This window comes from Shewanella ulleungensis, assembly GCF_014648315.1.
Lineage (GTDB): Bacteria > Pseudomonadota > Gammaproteobacteria > Enterobacterales > Shewanellaceae > Shewanella > Shewanella ulleungensis.
The window spans coordinates 55,392-79,171 of the sequence record NZ_BMQW01000009.1 but is presented as its reverse complement, the minus strand read 5'-3'; the positions used below and the strand labels follow the sequence as shown (position 1 = coordinate 79,171).

19 protein-coding genes are annotated in these 23,780 nt (G+C 40.9%); 9 read left to right on the top strand and 10 right to left on the bottom strand.

Going from position 1 to position 23,780, the window contains the following annotated elements:
* Window positions 1-28 precede the first annotated feature (28 nt).
* The 3 genes from dxs to xseB are packed head-to-tail and all read right to left on the bottom strand — an operon-like array spanning window position 29 to window position 3,071.
* Window positions 29-1,894, bottom strand: a complete 1,866-nt coding sequence (gene dxs, locus IEY40_RS15880; RefSeq protein WP_188957874.1) for a 1-deoxy-D-xylulose-5-phosphate synthase — start codon at window positions 1,892-1,894, stop codon at window positions 29-31.
* Between the two features lie 21 nt (window positions 1,895-1,915).
* A complete protein-coding gene (gene ispA, locus IEY40_RS15875; RefSeq protein ID WP_188957872.1) occupies window positions 1,916-2,797 on the bottom strand; it encodes a (2E,6E)-farnesyl diphosphate synthase in 882 nt (293 codons plus the stop codon).
* Between the two features lie 37 nt (window positions 2,798-2,834).
* Entirely contained in the window at window positions 2,835-3,071 is a 237-nt protein-coding gene (gene xseB, locus IEY40_RS15870; RefSeq protein WP_188957870.1) for an exodeoxyribonuclease VII small subunit, read from the bottom strand.
* A 368-nt stretch (window positions 3,072-3,439) separates the two neighbouring features.
* Between xseB and pomA the strand changes: the two genes are divergently transcribed.
* From pomA to thiI, 3 genes are all read left to right on the top strand, one after another.
* Window positions 3,440-4,207 (top strand): flagellar motor protein PomA, encoded by a 768-nt coding sequence (pomA, locus tag IEY40_RS15865; RefSeq protein ID WP_188957869.1) that lies wholly within the window; start codon window positions 3,440-3,442, stop codon window positions 4,205-4,207.
* Between the two features lie 3 nt (window positions 4,208-4,210).
* The gene (locus tag IEY40_RS15860; RefSeq protein ID WP_188957867.1) at window positions 4,211-5,137 is read left to right on the top strand and encodes a flagellar motor protein MotB; all 927 of its coding nucleotides are present in this window, start codon (window positions 4,211-4,213) and stop codon (window positions 5,135-5,137) included.
* A gap of 299 nt (window positions 5,138-5,436) precedes the next feature.
* Window positions 5,437-6,891 (top strand): tRNA uracil 4-sulfurtransferase ThiI, encoded by a 1,455-nt coding sequence (gene thiI, locus IEY40_RS15855; RefSeq protein ID WP_188957865.1) that lies wholly within the window; start codon window positions 5,437-5,439, stop codon window positions 6,889-6,891.
* A gap of 128 nt (window positions 6,892-7,019) precedes the next feature.
* On the opposite strand, the gene IEY40_RS15850 is transcribed toward thiI, so the two are convergent.
* Entirely contained in the window at window positions 7,020-7,244 is a 225-nt protein-coding gene (locus IEY40_RS15850) for a hypothetical protein (RefSeq protein WP_188957863.1), read from the bottom strand.
* A gap of 178 nt (window positions 7,245-7,422) precedes the next feature.
* Here IEY40_RS15850 and IEY40_RS15845 point away from each other — a divergent pair, with 178 nt between their 5' ends.
* The 4 genes from IEY40_RS15845 (at window position 7,423) to rlmM (ending at window position 10,621) form a co-directional block, all read left to right on the top strand.
* On the top strand, window positions 7,423-8,334 hold the full coding sequence (locus IEY40_RS15845; RefSeq protein WP_160053940.1) for a transcriptional regulator GcvA: 912 nt from the start codon (window positions 7,423-7,425) through the stop codon (window positions 8,332-8,334).
* Window positions 8,315-9,025, top strand: a complete 711-nt coding sequence (locus tag IEY40_RS15840) for an alpha/beta family hydrolase (RefSeq protein ID WP_188957861.1) — start codon at window positions 8,315-8,317, stop codon at window positions 9,023-9,025. Before IEY40_RS15845 ends, IEY40_RS15840 begins: the two co-directional genes overlap by 20 nt.
* A gap of 28 nt (window positions 9,026-9,053) precedes the next feature.
* Window positions 9,054-9,434: a DUF423 domain-containing protein gene (locus IEY40_RS15835; protein ID WP_188957859.1), complete on the top strand. Its 381-nt coding sequence runs from the start codon at window positions 9,054-9,056 to the stop codon at window positions 9,432-9,434.
* A gap of 98 nt (window positions 9,435-9,532) precedes the next feature.
* Window positions 9,533-10,621 carry a 23S rRNA (cytidine(2498)-2'-O)-methyltransferase RlmM gene (rlmM, locus tag IEY40_RS15830; protein WP_188957857.1) on the top strand — a complete coding sequence of 363 codons (1,089 nt, stop codon included), beginning with the start codon at window positions 9,533-9,535 and terminating at the stop codon, window positions 10,619-10,621.
* A 91-nt stretch (window positions 10,622-10,712) separates the two neighbouring features.
* Here rlmM and IEY40_RS15825 read toward each other — a convergent pair whose 3' ends face one another.
* On the bottom strand, window positions 10,713-11,723 hold the full coding sequence (locus IEY40_RS15825; RefSeq protein ID WP_188957855.1) for an isocitrate dehydrogenase: 1,011 nt from the start codon (window positions 11,721-11,723) through the stop codon (window positions 10,713-10,715).
* A 396-nt stretch (window positions 11,724-12,119) separates the two neighbouring features.
* On the opposite strand from IEY40_RS15825, the gene IEY40_RS15820 reads away from it, so the two are divergent.
* Window positions 12,120-14,939 carry a S9 family peptidase gene (locus tag IEY40_RS15820; protein WP_188957853.1) on the top strand — a complete coding sequence of 940 codons (2,820 nt, stop codon included), beginning with the start codon at window positions 12,120-12,122 and terminating at the stop codon, window positions 14,937-14,939.
* Window positions 14,940-15,035: 96 nt separating this feature from the next.
* Here IEY40_RS15820 and xni read toward each other — a convergent pair whose 3' ends face one another.
* From xni to IEY40_RS15800, 4 genes are all read right to left on the bottom strand, one after another.
* Complete coding sequence (gene xni / locus IEY40_RS15815; RefSeq protein ID WP_188957851.1) at window positions 15,036-15,800, bottom strand: flap endonuclease Xni; 765 nt, start codon at window positions 15,798-15,800, stop codon at window positions 15,036-15,038.
* Window positions 15,793-17,157 carry a nucleotide 5'-monophosphate nucleosidase PpnN gene (gene ppnN / locus IEY40_RS15810; RefSeq protein WP_188957849.1) on the bottom strand — a complete coding sequence of 455 codons (1,365 nt, stop codon included), beginning with the start codon at window positions 17,155-17,157 and terminating at the stop codon, window positions 15,793-15,795. Before ppnN ends, xni begins: the two co-directional genes overlap by 8 nt.
* A gap of 62 nt (window positions 17,158-17,219) precedes the next feature.
* Entirely contained in the window at window positions 17,220-18,776 is a 1,557-nt protein-coding gene (locus IEY40_RS15805) for a sensor domain-containing diguanylate cyclase (RefSeq protein ID WP_188957847.1), read from the bottom strand.
* A gap of 176 nt (window positions 18,777-18,952) precedes the next feature.
* Window positions 18,953-21,109: a tetratricopeptide repeat protein gene (locus tag IEY40_RS15800; protein WP_188957845.1), complete on the bottom strand. Its 2,157-nt coding sequence runs from the start codon at window positions 21,107-21,109 to the stop codon at window positions 18,953-18,955.
* Between the two features lie 201 nt (window positions 21,110-21,310).
* On the opposite strand from IEY40_RS15800, the gene IEY40_RS15795 reads away from it, so the two are divergent.
* Window positions 21,311-23,143, top strand: coding sequence for a M61 family metallopeptidase (locus tag IEY40_RS15795; RefSeq protein WP_188957843.1), 1,833 nt, complete (start codon window positions 21,311-21,313; stop codon window positions 23,141-23,143).
* A 66-nt stretch (window positions 23,144-23,209) separates the two neighbouring features.
* Here IEY40_RS15795 and IEY40_RS15790 read toward each other — a convergent pair whose 3' ends face one another.
* On the bottom strand, window positions 23,210-23,767 hold the full coding sequence (locus IEY40_RS15790) for a glutathione S-transferase family protein (RefSeq protein WP_188957841.1): 558 nt from the start codon (window positions 23,765-23,767) through the stop codon (window positions 23,210-23,212).
* Between the last annotated feature and the right edge of the window lie 13 nt (window positions 23,768-23,780).

Sequence of the window (23,780 nt, the reverse complement as noted above, 5' to 3'; positions counted from 1 at the left end):
TAATCTAGCTAATTAAAACTAACCTTATCTATGCCACAAATGCCTGAATTTGCGCTAAAATCCCAGCAGCATCAAGCTGTAATTCTGATGTGATTTCGTCTGGTGCACCGTGTTTAATAAATTCATCAGGTAAACCTATTAATAAAACCGGTTTTATAATGCGCATTTGTTGTAGAGCTTCTAGCACGCCAGAGCCTGCACCACCCATGACTGCATTTTCTTCAACAGTAATAATGACATCGTGACTATTCGCCAACTCAGCTAGCAAATCAACATCAAGTGGCTTCACAAAGCGCATATCTGCGACACTGGCATCAAGTTGGTCTGCGGCTTCTAATGCAGCGGCTAATGTTGTGCCAAAGTTAATGATGACAATTTTTTTGCCTTGACGTTTTAACAGGCCTTTACCAATAGGTAAGGTTGTCATTTGCTCGACTTGTTCAGCTCCTGTAGCACTACCTCGAGGATAACGAACAGCGGTTGGGCCGTCTTGGTAGCAATAGCCAGTGTATAACATTTGGCGACATTCATTTTCATCGGAAGGCGCCATAATCACCATGTTAGGGATACAGCGCATAAAGCTTAAATCGAATGCACCTTGGTGAGTTGGGCCGTCTGCTCCCACAATACCGCCACGGTCAATGGCAAACAATACTGGTAGTCGTTGTAAGGCAACATCATGGATTAATTGATCATAGCCACGTTGTAAAAAGGTTGAGTAAATCGCTACAACAGGCTTCAGTCCTTCACAAGCAAATCCGGCGCCTAGTGTCACAGCATGTTGCTCTGCAATAGCCGCATCAAAATATTGTGCAGGAAAACGCTGCGAAAACTCAACCATGCCTGAGCCTTCGCGCATTGCAGGTGTTATTGCCATTAACTTGTCATCTTGAGCTGCAACGTCACATAACCATTTACCGAAAACCTGGGAAAAGGTAGGCAGTCCGGGTTTTGTTGCAGGTTTTTTAAATTGGCTAGGGTCAAATTTAGGCACAGCATGCCAACCGATAGGATCTTTCTCTGCAGGTTCATAACCACGACCTTTTTTGGTCATGATGTGCAGCATTTGAGGGCCTTTAAGGTTGCGCATATTACGCAAGGTTTCTACCAGCGAATCCACATCGTGCCCATCAATTGGGCCAATGTAATTAAAACCGAGCTCTTCAAATAACGTAGCAGGAACAACCATGCCTTTAAGGTGCTCTTCGGTACGCTTAGCCATTTCTTTAATGACAGGCATGCCTTTAAGCACTTTTTTACTATTTTCGCGGATCGTGGTGTAAAAGCGTCCCGACATCAATTGGGCTAAATGATTATTTAAAGCGCCAACATTTTCTGAAATCGACATTTCATTGTCATTCAACACAACGAGCATGTCTTTATGCAGATCACCAGCGTGGTTCATGGCTTCAAATACCATGCCGCCAGTCATTGCACCATCACCGATCACAGCCACAACTTTACGTCCAGCGGCTTCTTTGTCTGCGGCAACAGCCATAGCTAATGCAGCACTAATTGATGTACCAGAGTGGCCAACGCTAAAGGTATCGTATTGACTTTCTTCACGCCAGGGAAAAGGATGCAGACCATTTTTTTGTCTAATGGTATGCATACGCTCACGGCGATCCGTTAAGATTTTATGTGGGTAGGCTTGATGACCAACATCCCATATTAAACGGTCAAATGGGGTGTTATAGACATAATGAAGTGCCACAGTTAATTCTACTGTGCCTAAGCCAGACGCAAAATGTCCGCTGGAAATACCAACAGACTGAAGTAAGAATTGTCTAAGTTCATCAGACACTTGTGGAAGTAAACCTTGCGGTAACTTCTTTAATTCTTCTGGTGTATTAGCTTGAGCTAGTACTGGGAATTTAGAAATATCGAAACTCATAGCGAGATATTCTGACTCTTATTATAATCTTCGCTCAATAATATAACGGGCGAAGTCTGCAATTAACTGGCTATTGTATGGCAATTTAGTCAGCGCTGATAGTGCATCTTGTATTAGTTGTTCTGCGCAGGCCTTTGCACCATCAAGACCCAGTAGTTTAGGGAAGGTGCTTTTATTGGATTGCTCATCACTGCCTTGAGGTTTTCCAAGCTCTTCCGTGCTTGCGGTAATATCTAAAATATCGTCCTGAACTTGAAATGCTAATCCTAGTGATTGAGCGTATTGCATCATTAATAGATACTGCTCTTTTGGAACATTGGCTGTTATTAATGCAAGTTCAACGGCACAACTAATCAAAGCACCTGTTTTTTTATTATGTAATTCTGTTAAGCGTTGTAAATTTATACTGTGATTGGTGGCGCTAAGATCAATCGCCTGGCCACCACACATTCCTTGATAACCCGATGCTTTGGCTAACGCACTTACCATGGCTAATTGCTGGCTTGCGGTTAGTGTTTCACATGGCGCGGTAATAATCTCAAACGCTAGAGTTTGCAAGGCATCACCGGCTAAAATGGCAGTAGCCTCATCAAAGGCAACATGAACGGTCGGCTGACCACGACGGAGCGCATCATTGTCCATTGCGGGTAAGTCATCGTGTATTAATGAATAAGCATGAATACATTCAATTGCCGCAGCAGCTTTGTCCAGAGCGTCAATATTGACACCTAGCATGTCACCGACACTGTAAACCAAAAAAGGTCTAATACGTTTACCGCCTAATAAGGCGCCATGCAACATGGCCGCTTTTAGGTGAGGCGCGGCAGCATCAAGTTGATTTAAATGCTCATTCAGTACAGCATCAACTCGTTTTTGGTAAGTTTTTATCGCTTCAGCTAACACGTATCAAGACCTATAATTCAACCTAAAGGATTGACGATTATTCACTTTCGACTGAAAATGGTGCTAAATCAACATCATTTTCATTTAATAAAATAGACACTTTTTGTTGGGCTTGTTCTAGCTTAGTTTGGCTCTGGCGCACTAAGGTAATACCGCGTTCAAATTGTTTGAGCGCGTCATCTAGTGAGACTTCACCTTGCTCTAAGTGAGCTACAATAGTTTCGAGCTCTGTCAAAGATTGTTCAAAACTGAGATTTTCTGGTTTTTTAGCCACGGTTAATATTCCTCTCTCGGCGCGTGTGACAAGGTATATCAGCCCAGCGTATCGGTCAAATACAGTCGCTGGTTATTTGCTCAACAGCACGCTTTGTTGTTGAATTTTTTTTAGAAACCTTAAAAACGGGCTAAACTTGAGCTGACTTTGTCCGATAAAGAGTTAAGATTTTCAATCAATAGCGTAAACTGCTGTTAGATTGATACCATCATGTTATTTAAAGAGAGTATTGCAACTTTTGCAATAATGCATAACGATTGAGCTTAAGATTGCTTATTATCGAAGTTAAACGTGCTAAAACGTCATTATAAATTGCACTTATAAAGCGCACAATAAAGCAGAGTCATCACTGCGATTGAGGAGAGGTTGTGGATTTAGCTACCCTAATAGGTATTATCGGCGCGTTTGCGTTTATTATTGGTGCAATGGTGACCAGTGGTGGTATTGGTTTATTTATTGATGTCCCATCCATTTTGATTGTTGTTGCTGGCTCCTTATTTGTTGTGATGATGAAGTTTAACCTAAAGCAATTTTTAGGTTCGATAAAGATCGGCATGAAAGCCTTTATGTTTAAAATAGATAAGCCTGAAGACTTGATTGAACAATCTGTCACCATGGCCGATGCAGCTCGTAAAGGCGGCTTTTTAGCCTTAGAAGAAGCGGTCATTACCAATACTTTTATGCAAAAAGCCGTTGATATGTTGGTGGACGGTCATGATGGTGATGTTGTGCGTAATGCGCTAGAAAAAGACATTGCCTTAACTGAGGACCGCCACAAAACTGGTATTGGTATCTTTAAGGCCATGGGCGATGTTGCTCCAGCTATGGGTATGATTGGTACACTTGTAGGCTTAGTCGCAATGTTGTCAAACATGGATGACCCTAAATCCATTGGTCCTTCCATGGCGGTTGCGTTGTTAACCACGCTTTACGGTGCTGTTATTGCAAACATGATTGCAATACCTATGGCCGATAAATTGTCACTGCGCATGGGCGAAGAACTGTTGAACCGTAATTTAATTATGGATGCCGTATTGGCGATTCAAGATGGACAAAACCCTCGAGTTATTGAAGGTTTTCTAAAGAACTACCTTGCAGAGAAACAACGCAAAATTGATACAACGGACGGAGAGTAACTCATGGCTAAGGCCAAGTGTGATTGTCCACCGGCTGGCGCCCCTATGTGGCTGGCAACCTTTGCTGACTTAATGTCGCTACTTATGTGTTTCTTTGTTTTATTGCTGGCGTTTTCCGAAATGGACGTCATGAAGTTTAAGCAAATTGCAGGCTCGATGAAGTACGCATTTGGGGTGCAAAACAAAGTTGAAGTGAAAGATATTCCTAAAGGAACATCAGTTATTGCACTTGAGTTTCGTCCTGGTAGACCCGATCCCACGCCGATTGAGATTATTAATCAGCAGACTAACGAAATGACCCAGCCGACGATTGAATATCAAGCCGGCGAGGAAGACAGCGCGGGTGGCACTCAAAAGCAAAGTGGTGATCAACGTGGTGGTAATGCAGCTGCAACGGCGCAGCAAGAAGCTGAGGCTGTGAAAAAAGATGCCGCTTCTGCACAAGAAAATATTAATGAACAAGTGAAAAAAATGGCTGAAAAGCTCAACGAAGAAATCGTTGATGGTGCCATTGAAATTGAATCACTGGGCCAACAAATTATTATTCGCATTCGTGAAAAAGGCTCGTTCGCTTCTGGTTCTGGTTTTTTACAACCTAAATTTAAACCTATTGTTCGCTCTATTGGTACGTTACTTAAAGATGTTCCTGGTATTGTGACGGTATCTGGCCATACTGATGGCGCCCACATTAGTAACGAGTTATACAGTTCTAACTGGGAGCTATCGAGCCAACGTGCAGTTGCTGTTGCAGATGAATTAAGACGTGTATCTGGGTTTGATGAAACTCGAATGAAGGTTGTCGGTGAGGCGTCAAATCGGCCGCTAGTACCCAATGACACCAATGAGAATCGAACTCGAAACCGCCGAGTTGAAATTTCCATTGAGCAAGGTAAAGCTAAAGAATCAAATGAGATAACCGTAGAGCAGTAAGATTGCTTACTAACAAAAAAGCGCAACCTGAATAGGTTGCGCTTTTTTGTTATAAGAATGTTTATTAACCGTATAGTCTGCACAAAATGAATGATTAACTGGTGAATATGTTTGGTTAATAGTCAGCTTTTGGTATAATCCGCGAATTATTGCTTACGCTTTTGCTTTGGTTTATCAATAAACCGTTATGTATCAAATCTGTAAGCTGTTTTTTCAATTTATAATCAACGTATTACAATTCCTTTTAGCTAACCACATTGTGTCTGTGCTAAGGGATAAGTTATGCCTGCGGAAACCCCATGAAGTTTATTGTAAAGCTATACCCTGAAATAATGATGAAGAGTAAGTCGGTAAGAATGCGTTTTACCAAAATGCTCGAAACCAATATTCGTAATGTACTGAAAAAGGTTGATGAAGAAGCCAAGGTACAACGTTTATATGATCGTATTTTAGTGAAAGTACCAGACAATAAGCCTGAGTTAGTCGACGCGTTTGCTGAACGTTTAGGCTGTATTCCGGGGATTGCTCATGTCGTGCAGGTGAGTGAATACGCTTTTGATTCAATTGATCACATATACCAGCAAGTATTGCCTAAATACCGCGATGAAATCGCGGGTAAAACCTTTTGTGTGCGGGTTAAGCGTTCAGGAAATCATGATTTTAACTCTATTGAAGTTGAACGTTATGTTGGCGGCGGATTAAACCAACACACTGACGCGCTTGGTGTAAAACTTAAAAATCCAGACGTAACAGTGAATCTTGAAATTGATCAAGACAAATTGTACATGGTTGAGCGTCGTATTCCTGGTCTGGGAGGTTTTCCTATGGCGACTCAAGAAGACGTGTTATCACTTATTTCTGGTGGTTTTGACTCAGGCGTATCGAGTTTCCAGTTTATTAAAAAAGGCGCCCGTACTCATTACTGCTTTTTCAATCTTGGTGGTGCACAGCACGAGATTGGCGTAAAGCAAGTGGCTTACCATTTGTGGAAAACGTATGGTGAATCTCACAAGGTACGTTTTGTGTCTGTGCCGTTTGAGCCTGTCGTGGCTGAAATTCTTGAACGTATTGATAATGGCCAAATGGGCGTAGTGTTAAAGCGGATGATGATGCGCGCTGCAACGCGTATTGCTGACAAATTTGGGATCCAAGCGTTAGTGACAGGCGAAAGTTTAGGCCAAGTATCAAGCCAGACATTAACCAACCTGAACGTGATTGACCGCAGTACTGATTTATTGATTTTGCGCCCGCTGATTGCAATGGATAAACAAGATATCATTAATCAGAGCCGTTTGATTGGCACTGAAGATTTTGCTAAATCTATTCCTGAATATTGTGGTGTCATTTCACAAAAACCAACCGTGAAAGCAATTTTATCTAAAGTAGAAAAAGAAGAGCTTAAATTCTCTGAGGATTTAATCGACCGTGTTGTTGATGCCGCTGTGGTGATGGACATTCGCGATATTGAAGCTGAAATGAATAAGCAGGTTACTGAAACAGAAACGGTTAAAGACGTGGCTTCTGGCGAGATTGTTATTGATGTACGCGCACCTGAAGAAGAAGAACGTAAACCGTTAGAATTAGACAACGTGACGGTGAAAGCTATTCCATTTTTTAAATTAGCGACTCAGTTTGCTGATTTAGACAAGAGCAAAACTTATCTTCTCTATTGTGATCGCGGTGTGATGAGTAAATTGCAAGCGTTGTATTTAATTGAGCAGGGTTATACCAACGTTAAAGTTTACCGTCCATAAGCATAACGCCAATCAATAATGCCGATGACGTTATTGATTGGTTGATTATTTACAGACAATAAAAACTTACAGACAATAAAAAACCGCATTTAATGCGGTTTTTTATTGTCTGTATATCTCGCTAAAAATTAGTTTGCTTGAATGGCTTCAGAAGTTTTTTGTGCTTCTTCATTGTCTGCAACTAAAATGCTGTTAACATCATCATTGATGTCAACTTTCATCGCTTCAATGCTTTGAGATAATTCTGCATGCAAATCACTCATGTTGATAGGCTCTAACTCTGTTGCTTGTGCAGTAGTAAATCCAATGATGGATGTCAGAATTAACGTAGCAATTATTTTTAAGTTGAACATAGGGGTGAGCCTCCAGGCTAATTTATCACATTTGCCGGACTATCCCGATTACGTCGTAGAGATTGTCCAACTGTATTTTCAATGATGCTAATTTAACCAAACACAGTGTTCTTTACAAGCGACAAAAAATAACGATAGTCATTAGAAAAACTAATTATAAAACGAGAGATTGATCACTATGTCTAGACGATTGCCACCCTTAAATGCGGTGAAAGCATTTGAGGCCGCAGCAAGGCATCTGAGCTTTACCCGCGCCGCAGAAGAGTTGTTCGTCACTCAAGCCGCAGTAAGTCATCAGATTAAAGCATTAGAAGATTTTTTAGGGCTAAAGCTGTTTAGACGTAAGAATCGATCATTATTGTTAACAGAAGAAGGCCAAAGCTACTTTCTCGATATCAAAGATATTTTTATTGAACTTGGCGAAGCGACCAATCGCCTACTTGCTCGAAGTGCTGTCGGTTCATTAACGGTAAGTATGTCTCCGAGTTTTGCTATCCAATGGCTAGTACCTCGTTTGGCAAAGTTTAGCGAGAAAAACCCTGATATCGATGTACGTATTAAAGCCGTAGACAGTGATGCCAGTTCGTTAACCGACGATGTAGATGTGGCGATTTATTATGGCCAAGGTAACTGGCCAGGGTTACGTGCTGATAAATTACGAAATGAAGTGCTCATTCCTGTGTGTTCTCCTTTATTGTTAAATGGTCCTAAGCCTTTATCTCAGCCCAGCGATTTAAAATTCCATACTTTATTACATGATTCGAGCCGTCAAGACTGGCAAGCGTGGTTTAGGCAATGCGGTGTTACCGACATTAATGTTAACCAGGGGCCGATATTTAGTCACTCGTCATTAGTGCTACAAGCTGCAGCACACGGGCAAGGTGTTGCGTTAGGGTACAGTGTGTTGGCAAGGCCAGACATTAAAGCTGGACGCTTAATTTGCCCGTTTTCTGAAGTGTTAGTCAGTAAAGATGCCTATTACCTTGTGTGCCAACAAAATCACTCCGAAATAGGTAAAATATCAGCGTTCAGAGAATGGATGGTCGACATGTTTGCAGAGGAGTCGCGCAGTGAACTGCTCACCGGATAGCCAAATTGAACTGGCTCATGATTATGTTTTACAAGGACCTAAAAGTGATACCTTGGTAATCTTTGCTCATGGCGCCGGTGCCAATATGTACCATGAGTTTATGATCAACATGAGTGATCAATTAGTCACTGCTGGCTTTCAAGTTTACCGATTCAATTTTTTATATATGCAAGCCAATATGCAAGATGGTAAACGTCGTCCACCTGATCGCGCGCCAAAATTGTTGCATCATTTTGAGCAAGTGCTGATAGACGTTGGTCATAAAATTGAGCAAGGGCTAATTACTCCTAAACGAATCGTGCTAATGGGTAAATCAATGGGCGGACGAATGTCGGCCATGTTAACCAGTAAAGAACACACCTTTGTTTCATCACAAGCGCAAGATATTGCGGCTCAGATTAGTGCTGTCATTTGCTTAGGTTATCCGTTTATTCCGTTAAAAGGTGGCGAACCACGTTTATCGCCTATTCAAACTAATCCATTACCTATTCTAATCGTTCAAGGTGAGCGAGATAAGTTTGGTGGCCTAGCGCAAGTCCCAACGTGGGCGTTAACAGATAAAACACAATTGTGCTGGATGAGCGATGGCGATCACAGCCTGCAGCCTCGAAAGTCGTCCGGTTATACGTTAGCGGGTAATATGCAATTGGCAGTAAGCTGTATTCGTCAATTTATTACTTCTAACAGTTAAATTTTTGGGTATTGAAAGGATTGATGACATGAATAAAGGCGTGTTACTTGTCGCAACCATGAGCGGCTTTTTAGCGGTGGCATTGGGAGCTTTCGGTGCTCATGGGCTAAAAGCAATAGCACCACCAGAGTTAGTGAGTATTTTTAAACTGGGTGTTGAGTATCAGTTTTACCATACCTTTGCATTGATCGCATTAGCATTTTCTGGCCAATGGATTACCTCTAGATTACTCAACTGGGCTGCTTACAGCTTCATAGCTGGCATGGTGTTATTTTCTGGTTCATTGTATTTATATGCCTTTACTGGCGCCAAATGGATTGGGCCTATAACCCCCATGGGAGGGTTATGTTTACTCATTGGTTGGCTGTTATTTGCTGCCGCTATTTGGCAATCAAAAACAGATAAATAACGGTTCGTCTAAATTCTCCCTCCTGACGTTTTTTTGGGTATAATAGCGGGATTATTGTCTCGCGATTCAATGCGACCATCCTTACGTTAAGGCTCCAAATGAAAAACCTATTCCTATTTTGTCGATCAGGCTATGAAAAAGACTGTGCGGCAGAAATTCAACAACGTGCAGCAGAACTGAATGTCGGTGGTTTTGTTAAAACCAACGTTAATGATGCGTATGTTATTTATCAATGTTTTGAAGAGGATGGGGCGGATACTTTAGCTAAAGATTTGGCGCTAAGTTCATTAGTCTTCGCTAGACAAATGTTTGCCGCAGGCGAGTTATTGTCTGATTTACCTGAGCAAGACCGCGTTAGCCCTGTAGTTGCTGCATTATCTGAGTTATCAAAATGTGGCGACTTACGTGTTGAGACTCCAGACACTAATGAAGCTAAAGAACTGTCTGCTTTTTGCCGTAAATTTACGGTACCGCTTCGTCAAGGTTTAAAGAAAAGTGGCGCACTACTCGGTGCAGAAAATGATCGTCGCCCTATTATTCATGTATGTTTTATTGGCCCGGGCAAAGCCTATGCCGGTTATTCGTTGAGTAACAATAGCTCACCTCATTTTATGGGTATTCCTCGTTTAAAAATGGCAACCGATGCACCCAGCCGCTCAAGTTTAAAACTCGATGAAGCTTTTGGGGTATTTTTAACTAAAGAAGAGCAAGAGACACGTTGTCGTAGTGGCTTGAATGCTGTTGACTTAGGGGCTTGCCCCGGTGGTTGGACATATCAGCTTGTTCGTCGCGGTATGATGGTTGCTGCAATTGACAATGGCCCAATGGATCCTAAATTAATGGAAACAGGCCAGGTTAAACATTATCGCGCCGATGGTTTTCGTTTTGAGCCACCGCGTAAAAATATTTACTGGTTAGTATGTGACATGGTTGAAAAGCCTGCGCGTGTAGCTGAATTAATGGAAGCATGGGCAATTAACGGCTGGTTTAAAGAAGCTATCTTTAACCTTAAATTACCGATGAAGAGCCGCTACAAAGAAGTGAGTACCATTTTAGAAACCATGGCCACCATTTTAACTGAGAACGAAATTGACTTTAAAATGCAGTGTAAGCACTTATATCATGACCGTGATGAAGTCACCGTGCACTTATGGTTATTCCCTGAAAAGGGTGTGAGTTACGCTTAATAATCTCAATATCGATTAATATAAAAAGCCCGCTGATAGTCATTATCAGCGGGCTTTTTATTGAGCTTCAAGTCTTTTTAAGAAGAAGTGATTAGCCTAAACGATCAAGAACAGCTTGGGTAAAGTCAGTAGTGCCGTAAGTACCACCTAAATCGCGAGTCGTACGATCACCTTCTTCAATCACTGCAGAAACGGCATCGCGTATCATGACCGCTTTATCAGACATACCTAAATACTCAAGCATTTGAATCGATGCCAAAATAACTGACGTTGGGTTAGCAAGGTTTTTACCTGCTATGTCTGGGGCACTGCCGTGGACAGCTTCAAAAATAGCAGCATCACGACCAATGTTAGCGCCAGGTGCCATGCCTAAACCACCTACGAGACCTGCGCATAAGTCTGATAAGATGTCACCAAATAGGTTCGTAGTTACAATTACATCAAAATTTTCAGGGTTCATGACTAATTTCATGCAGGTTGCATCAACAATCATTTCTTCAGTTGTAATGTCAGGGTAACGTAGACTCACTTCACGCGCGACTTTCAAGAATAAACCTGAAGTCGACTTCATGATGTTCGCTTTATGAACGATAGTGACTTTTTTACGGTTTTCTTTACGCGCTAGCTCGTAAGCAAATGTGGTAATTTGCTCAGCGCCTTGGCGTGTAATAATACTGGTTGCTTCAGCTGTTTGACCGTCATCAGATACTTTTTGGCCCAACCCAGAATACATACCTTCAGTGTTTTCACGAACCGTAATGATATCGATGTTTTCGTAACGTGCTTGAGTGCCTTTAAAAGAATTAACTGGGCGGACGTTAGCATATAAGCTGAATTTTTTACGAAGGCTTACATTGATTGAAGTAAAGCCTTCACCGACAGGCGTTGTTAATGGACCTTTTAAGGTGATACGGTTTTTTTCGATAAGGTCCAGTGTACGTTGTGGTAATAGTTCACCGTGTTTTTCTAGTGCGGTTAGCCCGGCATCTGCGAATTCATATTCAAAGTCACATCCTGCCTTGTCGAGGATTTTTAAGGCTGAATCGATAATGCTAGGTCCAATCCCATCACCAGGGATTACGGTAATTGTACGTTTTGACATGAATAGTCCTTTCCACGATTGTGGTTACAGCAAGTGTTGAACCGCATTATTGCTACGGTCAGACGACGATAAAATCCGTCGTTTTTCTGCGGCGTATTTTAACGACTTTTAACGTTTATTTACAGAAAATAGTGAGTATTATCACATAATTTTCGTTATTTTTAAGTCAATCCTAATCTGTTTGTTTTACTATGAACTATCAATCAGTTCGATTTGGATTTTTCTAAGAAAGACTGTGGCTATTAGTGACCAGAGCCAGATGTTGACCACGGATAGCTTATTCGCTAAGGCGTTTTTATATAGACGACTTTGGTCGAATGATCATCGATTTAATGGCGCTGCTTGTCAGCCATTGAAAAAACAGACCATCCAACATGATAATAATTAGAGGAAACTGTGAAGGTATTTAATTTAATTCCACTGGCAATATGCCTGTCTTTTAGTGCTTCAAGCGTTGCGGCGCCGCGGGCATTAGCCATTGACGATATAATGAAGTTTGAAACTCTGCAACAGCCTGTTGTGTCGGATAATGGCAAAGTTATCGCGGTGCAAGCTATGCCAGACCGCGGTGATAGCCGTGCATTAGTGCGCTTTAGTAATAGTAATAAGCAATATCAAATTGAGCATGGTAGCAATGTTAAAGTGAGCGCCGACGGTCGCTTTGTACTTGCGAATATTGAAGCGTCTTTGTTTGAACGTGAAACAGAAAAAAGTGACGATTTACCTCACTCTGTGGTGCTTTTAGCGACTGACACTGGCAACCAGCAACAGTTTGATAACGTCGATACTGCCATATTTAGTGAAGATGGTGCTTATTTGTTATTGAAGTACAAACCCGCCGATGCTAGCGACGATAATGCTGAAGTATCTGCCGATAATTCGGATAAAAAGATCATTGCTGAAAAAGCTAAGAATGAACAAACTGAAGATGAAAAGCCTGCCGATAAAAAAGATGTAGGAACCTCTATTACATTGGTAAAGCTTGCAACTAATGAGCAGTTATCGCTAGACAACGTCACGCAATATACGTTTGATAAAGCCGGTAAGTACTTAGCAGTATTACAAAATCAGCACCAACCAACATCACATAACCTAATCTTGGTTAAGCTTGACTCATTTACCCGTGAGAATGTGTTTAATAGCGATAACGAACAGCTTGAATCATTAGCCATCAGTCCTGATGGGCGTTTCGTTGCATTGACTAAAGGTAATGATTCTGTTGAGCGTTATGGACGTGAACATGAGCTGGTATTGTTTGATATTAACAGCAAAAAACTGCGTACATATGCTAAAGATAATCGTTGGAGTTACAATCAGTATTCTAGTGTGCAGTTTTCTAAAGATAGCCAACGTTTATTTGTTGGCCGCGTGCCGAGTGTGGCTCAGCAAGCGGAACAAGCAAAATACAATAATGCTGATGATGTTGTTAATCCCGATGTTATTACTGCACAAAAGCAGTTGAGAGTATGGCATGGAGACGATGCTAAAATTAAACCACAAGAAGTTAAAGAGTATGCAAAAGAGTTAAAGCGTACTTACCTTGCGGTTTTGCATTTAGATACAAACAAAATGGTGCAATTAGCTGATCAGGATATACCCGATGTCACTTATGGTGAACAAACTGATTATCTGTTAGCAAGCACAGATGTACCGTATCAAAAAATGATTACTTGGGCTGGTTTTTACCGTGATGTGTACTTGGTTAATCTGAGGACTGGCAACAAACAGCAAATATTGGTACAGCAACCGAGTGACGCTATGCCAACGTTGTCGCCAAATGCTAAATATCTGGCTTATTACCAACAGGGCAGTGTGTATTTGCGCGATATTTTGTCTGGTCGTAACGTTAATCTAACACAGAACATCAGCAGCCCATTTGCCGACGAGGATCATGATTATCCCAGCGAAGCTCCTGGATATGGTTTTGGCCCTTGGTTATCCGACGATAGTGGTGTGACTTTCTACGATAAATTCGATATGTGGCAATTTAATACATCGTCACATAAAGGTTTTATGTTAACCAACGGTGAAGGACGAAAGAATAACACGCAATTTAGAGTCGTGGGTTTAGTCAAAAAGAAGCGACTACCAGCAACGGTAACTCAGGGTCAACAACTGTTGTTACAAGGTTACAGCCATACAACCAAAGCCGATACCTTTTATGCTGCGACAGTGGGTAAGCAAGGTGTTAGAGCTATGACTACTGGCGACAGTAAATTAACTTTATTAGCCCGCGCGAACGATGCCAATACAGTTGTTTTCTCTAAACAACGCTATGACTTGTATCCTGATTTGTACAGTGCTGATGTTAACAATGTACAAAATGCCAAACAACTCACTACGCTTGATGCGCAACGTAATGATTTTGCCTGGGGCAATGCCGAGCTTGTGCATTGGCGTGATGGCGATGGGGTAAAAATGGATGGGGTATTAATTAAGCCGACCAATTACCAAGCGGGTAAAGCGTATCCAACCATGGTGTACTTTTACCGTTTTATGAGCGACAGGTTACATGCTTTCCCCGATATGAAGCTGAATCATCGTCCTAATTTTGCTTGGTATGCCGATAATGGTTATGCCATCTTTTTGCCCGATATTCGTTTTGAAATTGGCTATCCTGGTATTTCGTCTGTTAAAGCATTAACTGCTGGTGTGCAAAAACTCATTGAGATGGGCGTGACAGATCCCGATGCAGTAGGGATACAGGGCCACTCATGGGGCGGTTATCAAAGTGCATATGCTGTGACTCAAACCAATATATTTAAGGCAGTGGTCACTGGCGCTCCAGTGTCAAACATGACCAGTGCTTATAGCGGTATTCGTCATGGTTCTGGCTTGGCTCGTCAATTTCAATACGAAACCGGTCAAAGCCGCATTGGAGCAAGCTTATTTGCAGCACCGCAAAAGTACATTGAAAACTCGCCTATCTTTTATGCTGATCGCATTCAAACGCCGATGATGATTATGTTTGGTGATAAAGATGATGCTGTGCCTTGGGAGCAAGGTGTGGAATTGTATTTAGCGATGCGCCGTGCGGGCAAAGATGTGGTGTTTTTGCAATATCAAGACGAACCACATCATTTGAAAAAATACCCAAATAAATTGGATTACAGTATTAAAATGAAACAATACTTTGACCATTATTTAAAAGGTGAGCCTGCACCGCAATGGCTATCTCAAGGTGAAGCTTACCAAGAGTATAAAAAAGTTGACTAACCCACTATTTGACTAAAGCCTTACAGTTTCAAAACGCCTCAGTATCAATGATACTGAGGCGTTTTTTTTGTTGTCTCTGGGAATGTGAAATACAAATTAATCAGCGTTCTTGGCCCTAAATTGTTTTAAGTTCACATTGAGTGGAATATCGGTTTGCAGTTGGGCAAGCTTATAACTAATCCGTGCCATTTCTTTCCCTTCAGCAAGCTTTTGCGCCTGTTTAGCGCCTAGGTTATCAAGCGAGCGATATAAGTTAGCAAGGGTTCTAAATTTATTGAGTAAGTCAGCTGCCGATTTTGGCCCTATACCGGTAATTCCAGGGATTTTATTACCGCTGTCTCCAGCAAGCGCGATAAAATCAAGGAGCTGATATTGTTCAACCCCAAGTTTTTTTTCGTATTGTTTGATATCAAACGTTTGTTGATTAAAGTGATCCCATAAGGTTAGGTTTTTGGTGGGTAACTGGCTAAAGCCTTTGTCGGTCGAAACGATAACGACTTCACCTTTGTTGCTTATCACTTTGGTCGCAATCGTGGCAATAACATCGTCTGCCTCTGATTGTGCATCAAATGAGTGAATATCATTGTCTGCTAATGTCGTTTTGATTTTTGCTAGCCCTTCGCTTAACGCTGTGGGCATTGGCTTACGTCCTTTTTTATAATCTTCGTACAATACCTTGCGCCAGGATGTCTCATTACCATCCCACACGACGATTACGTGAGTGGGTTGATGTTGCAGCAACATCTTTTGCGATGCAGCCAGAGTGCGTTGCTGCACGCTGGTTATGTCGTTTTCATCTGGTAGCGCTGCGTGAATACGGCGCACAAGGTTTAATCCATCAATAATCAGCAGTTTATTCATTAGTTTTTATTATCTTGTAGCAGGGCACATACGCGCTACCTGGTAATTTCATCCGTTGTTGTTTTACAAATGCCGTTAACAGGTTATCCATCATGTGCATGAGTTGCACATCACCTTGTATGTTAAAAGGCCCGTGTTGTTGGATAAGTTTAATCGTGTCACTTTTAACATTACCCGCAACAATGCCCGAAAATGCTTTGCGTAAATTAGCGGCAAGTTCTGCTTTGTTGTCTTGAAAGTATAAGTTTAAATTTGCCATAACTTCATGGGTTGGATCAAAGGGTAATTGAAATTCAGGCTCTATTTTTAGTGACCATTGATATTGATACGCGTCACCTTTATTTTTACGATAGTTTTTAACCTCAGTCATTCCTTGTTTCATTATTTGGCCAACTTGCACTGGGTCGTCAATAATGATCTGATATTTACTTTGGGCTTCTGCACCGAGTGTTGCACCAATAAAAGCATCTATTTCTGTAAAGTATTCTGCGCTTTCAGCAGGGCCAGTTAATATTAGTGGAAATGGGCTATTGCAGTTATCTTTGTGCAATAAAATACCTAAAAAGTACAGCAGTTCTTCTGCAGTGCCTGCACCACCTGGAAATATCACGATACCATGTCCTAGTCGAACAAAGGCCTCGAGTCGCTTCTCAATATCCGGTAAAATTACCAGTTCATTCACAATCTGGTTTGGTGGTTCTGCTGCGATAATACTGGGCTCGGTTAAGCCGATGTAACGTGCATTATGTACCCGTTGTTTTGCATGGCCAATAGTGGCTCCTTTCATCGGGCCTTCCATTGCTCCTGGACCGCAACCTGTGCAGATATCTAGACCTCGAAGCCCTAATTGATAACCTACATCGCGTGTGTATTGATACTCGACAGGATTAATACTATGACCACCCCAGCACACAACAACATTGGGATCTTTCATTGGCGATATGGCTTGAGCATTACGTAAAATATCAAACACCACATTGGTAATGTGACTCGCATTGGTCAAATCAATGTGTTTTAAATTATCGTATTTATTGCTGATGTAGATAATGTCTCGCAATACTGCGAATAAGTGCTCTTGAATACCAACAATAATTTCGCCGTCGACAAATGCTTGGGTGGGCGGATTAATTAATTCGATTTGAATGCCGCGTTCACGCTGCAAAATATTGACATTGAAAGATTCGTAGCGGGTAAATAACTCTTCTGAACTGTCGCTGATTAAACCTGAGGCGAGCACAGCAAGTGAGCAATTGCGGTATAATTGATAAAGGTCGCTTTTGGCGCCTTGTCTAAGGCGTTCTACTTCTAATTGAGACAGTTGATCTAGACTACCACGTGGACTAATTTTTACGATCATAAGCAACTCCTTTGGACTCGAATACTTGTTATTGAGTCCAAAGAACATTGTTTGGCAATGGACTAGATATCAATAACGACCCGGTCTCTGCCGTTGTTTTTTGCTTGGTATAATGCTGCGTCTGCTCTTTCGAATGCTTCTTCGAGCGTCTCATTTTCCATTACCTGTGCAGCACCTATAGATAATGTAACTGTAATTCTCTGATTTTTAAACTTAAACGGAATGTTTTTAATCTTTTCTCTAACTCGGTTAAGCATCAGTGAGATGTGTTCATCTGTAATGCCTGGTAATAACAAGACAAACTCTTCACCACCATAACGTGCCACAAATTCACTGTCACGCAATGAGTTTTTAAGTGCCATAGCAATCACTTGTAAGGTTTTATCGCCGGTACTATGGCCAAAGTTATCATTAATGGCTTTAAAGTGGTCGATATCTGTTATGGCAATCCATAATGGCGTTTTAAAGCGTACATGGTTACGGTATTCCTGTTCCATTCGGTCTTCTAAAGCTGTGCGGTTTGACAGCTGAGTAAGCGGATCTAATAGATTCAGTTTTTGGTGTTCGAATAGCTTTTCTTTGTAAGTGTTTGCTTCGTTACTCATTGCGTTCAGTTCTTTACGCATAGAGTCTATCGATTTGCGTAAAATAGTTTGCTCACGCTGCTCGAGTGCTTCTTTGCGAGAGAGTGCATCACGCAGAGAAGATAATTGTACGGTAAGCTGAGTTTTCAGTTCAATAATATTATCAAGATCAACCACTAATGAGTCAGCATTATTCACACGTAAGTTAATTTCTTTGTTTAATTGACCTTTTAATTGTTCGCTGCGCTGGCTGTTATTATAAGTACTGTTAACCACGTCTCGGACGATACTTAGCGCATCATTTAAGGCGAATAAGAAGTCTTGTGATGCTGTTTTTTCACGAGCAATATTGTCTAGCAGTAGACTTAAGATGGTTTGGTATGCGTCAAGTAAACCATTAACATGAATATCGCCGAGTAATACTTCTTTAATTACGAGTATTTGATCTCGTTGATCTTTTCTGAACTCAACCTCTGCTATTTTTGCTGCCAGTTCTCTTGCCAGTTGTATGTGTTGCGGCAAAATATCGTAGTTGTCAGTGCCAGAAATTTCCTGCTTCAAAATCTCTTCATAAAAAAAGATGAGTTTTTCAACCTTAGGAATGTATTCCCATACAGTATGAAAAGGTTTGCTAAGATCTTGTTTAAAATAAGTGATTTCTTTTTTGAGTTTATCTGGTGCTGAGTTGATGCGTTGAATTTGACGAATAACACGTGTCAGGCCGAGACGACTGTCCTCTAAGCGTGACATAGTATGGCTGTATTGTGATTTAAGTAGGCGCTCTATATCAACCAATTCAGGAAGGGCTTCATCAATTTGCTCAAAATTTTGCATATGATGACGCAACTTAGCCAGCTTATTGTCTAACTCTAAGTTTTGTCCTTTGCAAGCAAGGCTTAAATGGCTAATAAACTGGATCAGCGTTTTTAATTTGTCATTGCGATCAGTATTAATCTCATCCAGTGCAAGTTTCGCTGCATGAAGCTTTTGCTTCATTAATGTTATTTGCGAAATAGCGGTATCAGACTCTTTCATTATTACATTGCCTACTATTAATTAGATAGCAATAAACTATCTAGTGCCACAATCCTAGTGCTAAGGATGATCTCTTAGTCCGTATATTATAGATGTTATCTCATTAATGTTGTGCAACAAATCTAATTGCTAATAAAGATTCGTAATTAGAACATAACTGCTAGTTTATTAGGCAATTAGCTTTTTGGCCAATTGATATCTAAAGTATTTCGGTTGCTTTCAGCTCGAATGATGCCTCTGTTCAACGCTTGAGTTAGATTTAAATATAGCGGTGGCATAAAAATAGCGGCTGGCGCGAAATTAAGCGGCCTTAATGAAACATAAGCAGGTTTCTCTTTAATATCGATGGCAGCCGCTAATGCGTACTGAAGTGTTTCGAAATGCAGTTGAGCACTGATGTTAACGTCAGGATTGCTTAACAAGGGTAAATTGATGTGGCCAATACTCGCTTTGTGTGCATCCTGTAAATGAGCAAAATGCGGGATATTAGGTTGTATGTTGTTTAATTTTTCAAGACACATGACTAATGCATCGTAAATATAGTCAGCATTTCGTTGTTGATTAAAATAGCATGCCAGCTGCCCTGAGCGGATCATGAAGACTTCAGTGTTGAGATGTTGACTCATTTGTACAATCAACTTTTGCATTAATGCACGTGATTCAGTTAATCCGAGCTGTATATCAAGATTATTAAGTTCATCAATATTGATCAGTGCCAATGTTTGAGGTTCACTCGGGTCTAAGGTGTCTAACTTTTCAATAAATGCACGATATCCCGCTATTTGCGTCATAGGCTCGATATGGTTAATCACTTTAGCATCTAGGTATAAGGCGTTTTTAAGTGCCAATTTACGCCAAATAAAGATCACTACAGCGATAACAATACTTAAGCTAAAAGCCAATAAAATAATAATCAATTGATGGTGTTTGTTTTTTGTTATTTGTTGCTCTAGCTTGTTGCTGAGCAGTGTTAATTCAAATTTTAACTTTTGTTCTGTGAGCTCTGAGTAGCTTTTATCGTCTTTTGTATCATCGTCATGGTTATTGGTTAATGTAATGATACTTTCCACAGTATCGATAGCCGCATTGAGATCATTGGTTTTACGATATGCAGTTGATAAATAACCTAATGTTTCAATTTGGATATCAGTCTGTTTCAGCTTTTTAGCTAGTTCAAGTGTCTTTTTTGCGTGATCGATTGTTTCAGCCCATTGGCCTTGTTGTGCATTGATTTGGGTGAATAATAACTCGTTATGAACTAAGTAATGGTTAGTTTTTAGCGATCTAAAAATATCATTAGCACGCTGTAATGCATTAAGTGCGGCTGGAATATTATTGAGTTTAGCGTAAATGCCGCCAATGTTATGAAAGTTAATCCCTACGGCAATTACATTACCTACACGCTCGTTAACTTGTTGTGCATTTAAATAGTAATCTACCGCTTTACTCCATTTCTCTTGTCCTTCATATACCATTGCAATGACATTCAATGTTTCGGCAAGGTAGGTTTCAAAGCCTAATTGCTGCTGAATTTCAGCGGCTTCATGGGCATATTTTAAGGCATCGTCCCATTGTTCTAAATCTCGATAAGTACGTGCTAAATTGATTAATGCTTGTGATTTTAACATAGGGTAATTAACCCCACTGGCTAACCTAAATGCTTCGCTAAAATGTTGCAGTGATTTTGCCTTGTCACCATTACGGTTGTAATATTTACCCAGCGCGGTTTCTGCTTCTGCGATGAAGTAGTCATTGTGAAGCTGATAAGCAATTTCTCGATAGCGATTGTAATGTGACAACGATGGAGCGGATTGGAGCAACATCATATGTAATCCACCTAAATGTTCGTGGATAATATATTTAAACAGTGTTGCTTGTAGGCTCATGTCAGTGTTGATTTTGTTTAACGCATCCATGTATTGCACAATAATCGGCTGATATTCTTTATTTTCGCGCGCCCTCAATCTCGCCTTTAGCATAATGACCATAGCTTCATCGAAGGCGTTAGAAGCAATTGCGTCAAGTTGCCCAATTAATAATTTTGCATCGTCGTATTTTGTCGGCGAGCTCAAATTGGTTTCAAGATTGACTCTAGCGAGCACTTCTAAATCTCGTTGTAACTCAATAGGTTCATAGCCTAAATCGTTAGCAATTTTACTAAACTCTTCTTTATTGGTGAACTGTAACGGAAATTCAGTCGACTTTGAGAGTTTAATTAATAGCTTATTGGGGTTTTCTTTAAATTCAATTTCTTGTTGTTCAAGATCTTTAGCGTCCGCGACTGAGCTGAGAAATAGTGAAATGAATAAGACAAGGTGAGCGAGTCGCAGCATAGCAATTAAACCCTTTAATATGTTTCTTAAAAATAACGCTGGGCAGATAACGATAGCGTGTAAACCGCATCCATATTTACCGACTTAGTAATACATTTTGTAATGAGTCGTAAATGGCCACTTTGTAAATTAGCGTAGATTGTTATAATTGTTCGGAATTTAAAATAAAAACAAATAGAATCATACCAGAAGGAACCTAGAGTGAAACCTACTAATCTTGCATTTTTAACCACAAGTGCGCTTTTTTCGATGTGCTTTACGACGTCGGCGTTGGCAGATGTTGATTACCATATTGATATTGACCAACCAATACATCATCTAGCGCAAGTTAGCGTTTCTTTTCCTAAAACCGAATCGACACAGTTAACCGTCAATTTACCCGTGTGGCGCACAGGCCGTTATCAAGTATTGCCTGTTGCTGATGGAGTACGATTATTTGAAGCCACTGACAGTAAGGGTAAGGTATTGCCTTGGCAGCGAACGGCAAGCGGTGAGTGGACCATTAATTTAACTCAGCCTACAGCCGTAAAAGTGAGCTATCAGTTACACGCTAATGAATTAGGCGACCGGTTGCGCCATATTGATGAAAGCCATGCTTACTTAGATGCCAGTGGCGTATTTATGTATAGTCCTGAGTTTCGCCAACAACCTATCACCGTTGAAATGAAAGTACCAAAAGGCTGGAAGAGCTTTTCTGGCATGGATAAAGGCCGTAACTCACATTCATTCAAAGCGGCTAATTATGATGTTCTTGCTGATTCACCTATTGAAACGGGTATTAACCAACACTTTAGTTTTGAAGCTGATGGTCGTGAATATGATGTGGTATTTTGGGGCGAGGGCAATTACGACACTGAGCAAATCATTACTGATTTACACAAAATTAGTGGTCAAGCGTCAATGATTTGGGACGATTACCCATTTGAGCGTTATGTGTATATGGTGCATGCCACAAGCGGAGCTCGAGGTGCTACCGAACATCTTAATTCTACGGTTATCCAGTTACCGCGCTTTAATTTTCGTGAGCGAGAAGATTATTTACGTTTTATTAGCACTGCATCCCACGAGTTTATCCATACTTGGAATGTCAAATCGTATCGCCCACAAGGTTTGGTACCTTATGATTACCAATCTGAAAACATGACTGATTTGCTCTGGGTTGCTGAAGGCTCAACCAGCTATTTTCAAAATCAGTTATTACTTCGTGCTGGTGTAATGACGGCAAAAGAATTTTTCGAAGATTTAAGTCTGCGAATTGTACTTAATGAAAACAACCCCGGTCGTGATACTCAATCCGTTGCAGAGGCGAGTTTAGGCCAGTGGAGTAGCACTTGGGGAGACTATGCAATTAACCACAGTGTGAATATCTATTCTGAGGGTTATCTTGCGTCTATGGCTTTGGATTTTAGTGTTATCCAAGACAGCCAATTGGCGCATTCTTACCGTGATGTGCATAAAGCGTTATACCAAAACTTTAAAATCCCAATGGGTTATAACGTGGCTGACGTGCAAAATATTCTTACCACGTTAACAGGCAAAGATTATCAACCTTGGTGGCAGAAATTTGTTAACCAACCATTCATCTTAGAATTCGATACGTTATTGGCACAAGCAGGGTTAGTCACAACCTATGGCGATAAAGCGAAAACTCAAGTCGAAACCGGTATTGGTTTATCTGGTTTACATGCTGATTTAGTGTTGGCAACCGTGGCGAAAAATAGCCCTGCGTGGAAAGCTGGTCTGACTGCGGGTGATGAGTTGATTGCGGTTAACGGCTTAAAGGTTACCGCGGAGGGTTTTGCAAAGCGTTTTGAAGACTTCAAACCAGGTGACAAGGTTAAATTAACGGTATTTAGTAACGATCGTTTAAAAGATGTCAGTATGGTTTTAGGTGAGCAACCTAAAGGCGAGTTAAGCATTCAAGCACTCGAATCTGTTACAACAGAACAAAAAGCATTCTTTAAAGCATGGCTTGGTATTGATTGGCCATTTGATGCAGACGGTGAATGGATTAAGAGTGATAACGATGCATAGCTCTTATTATTAGCAATAAAAAGCCCTGATATTTCAGGGCTTTTTTTATTTTTTACTTTAGCTAAATTAAGCTGGTGGCGCAGTTTCAATAAAAAATGGTTCTTGTTCAATTGCCGCTAAAAACAGCTTCATTCTAGGATAACTGTCGATACTCATCTGTTGACGAAATACTGCCCAGCTCAAATAGCAAGCTAATCTGATCTGAACATCATCAAATGGGCCATGAAGTGGCCATTTGTGTTGCTCCAATTCGTTTAAAATAGACTCAATTCGCTGTGCTTGCCTAAGCGTATAATCAAAGCGCTCAATATCGACACCATCACGCGCTAAGAAAAACAAATTAATTGTGCTGTCGAGTACGGTGTTGATCATGCAATATTGATCAAATTGGGTCGTATTTTCAATAAATGGGACCGATGATTTATTGCGAATATAACGTAATATGGCACTCGAATCGGTGAGCGTTAACTCGCCATCTTGTAAAAGCGGAACGCGCTTTGTTGGCGATAATGTCGCACTCGCTGCTTGATCTGTTTCAATAAATTCGTAATCAAGCGTCGACTCTAATAGTGCAATTCGACAATGACGAACAAAAGGCGAGGTAAAGCTGCCGTATAGTTTCATATTATGTCCTAAG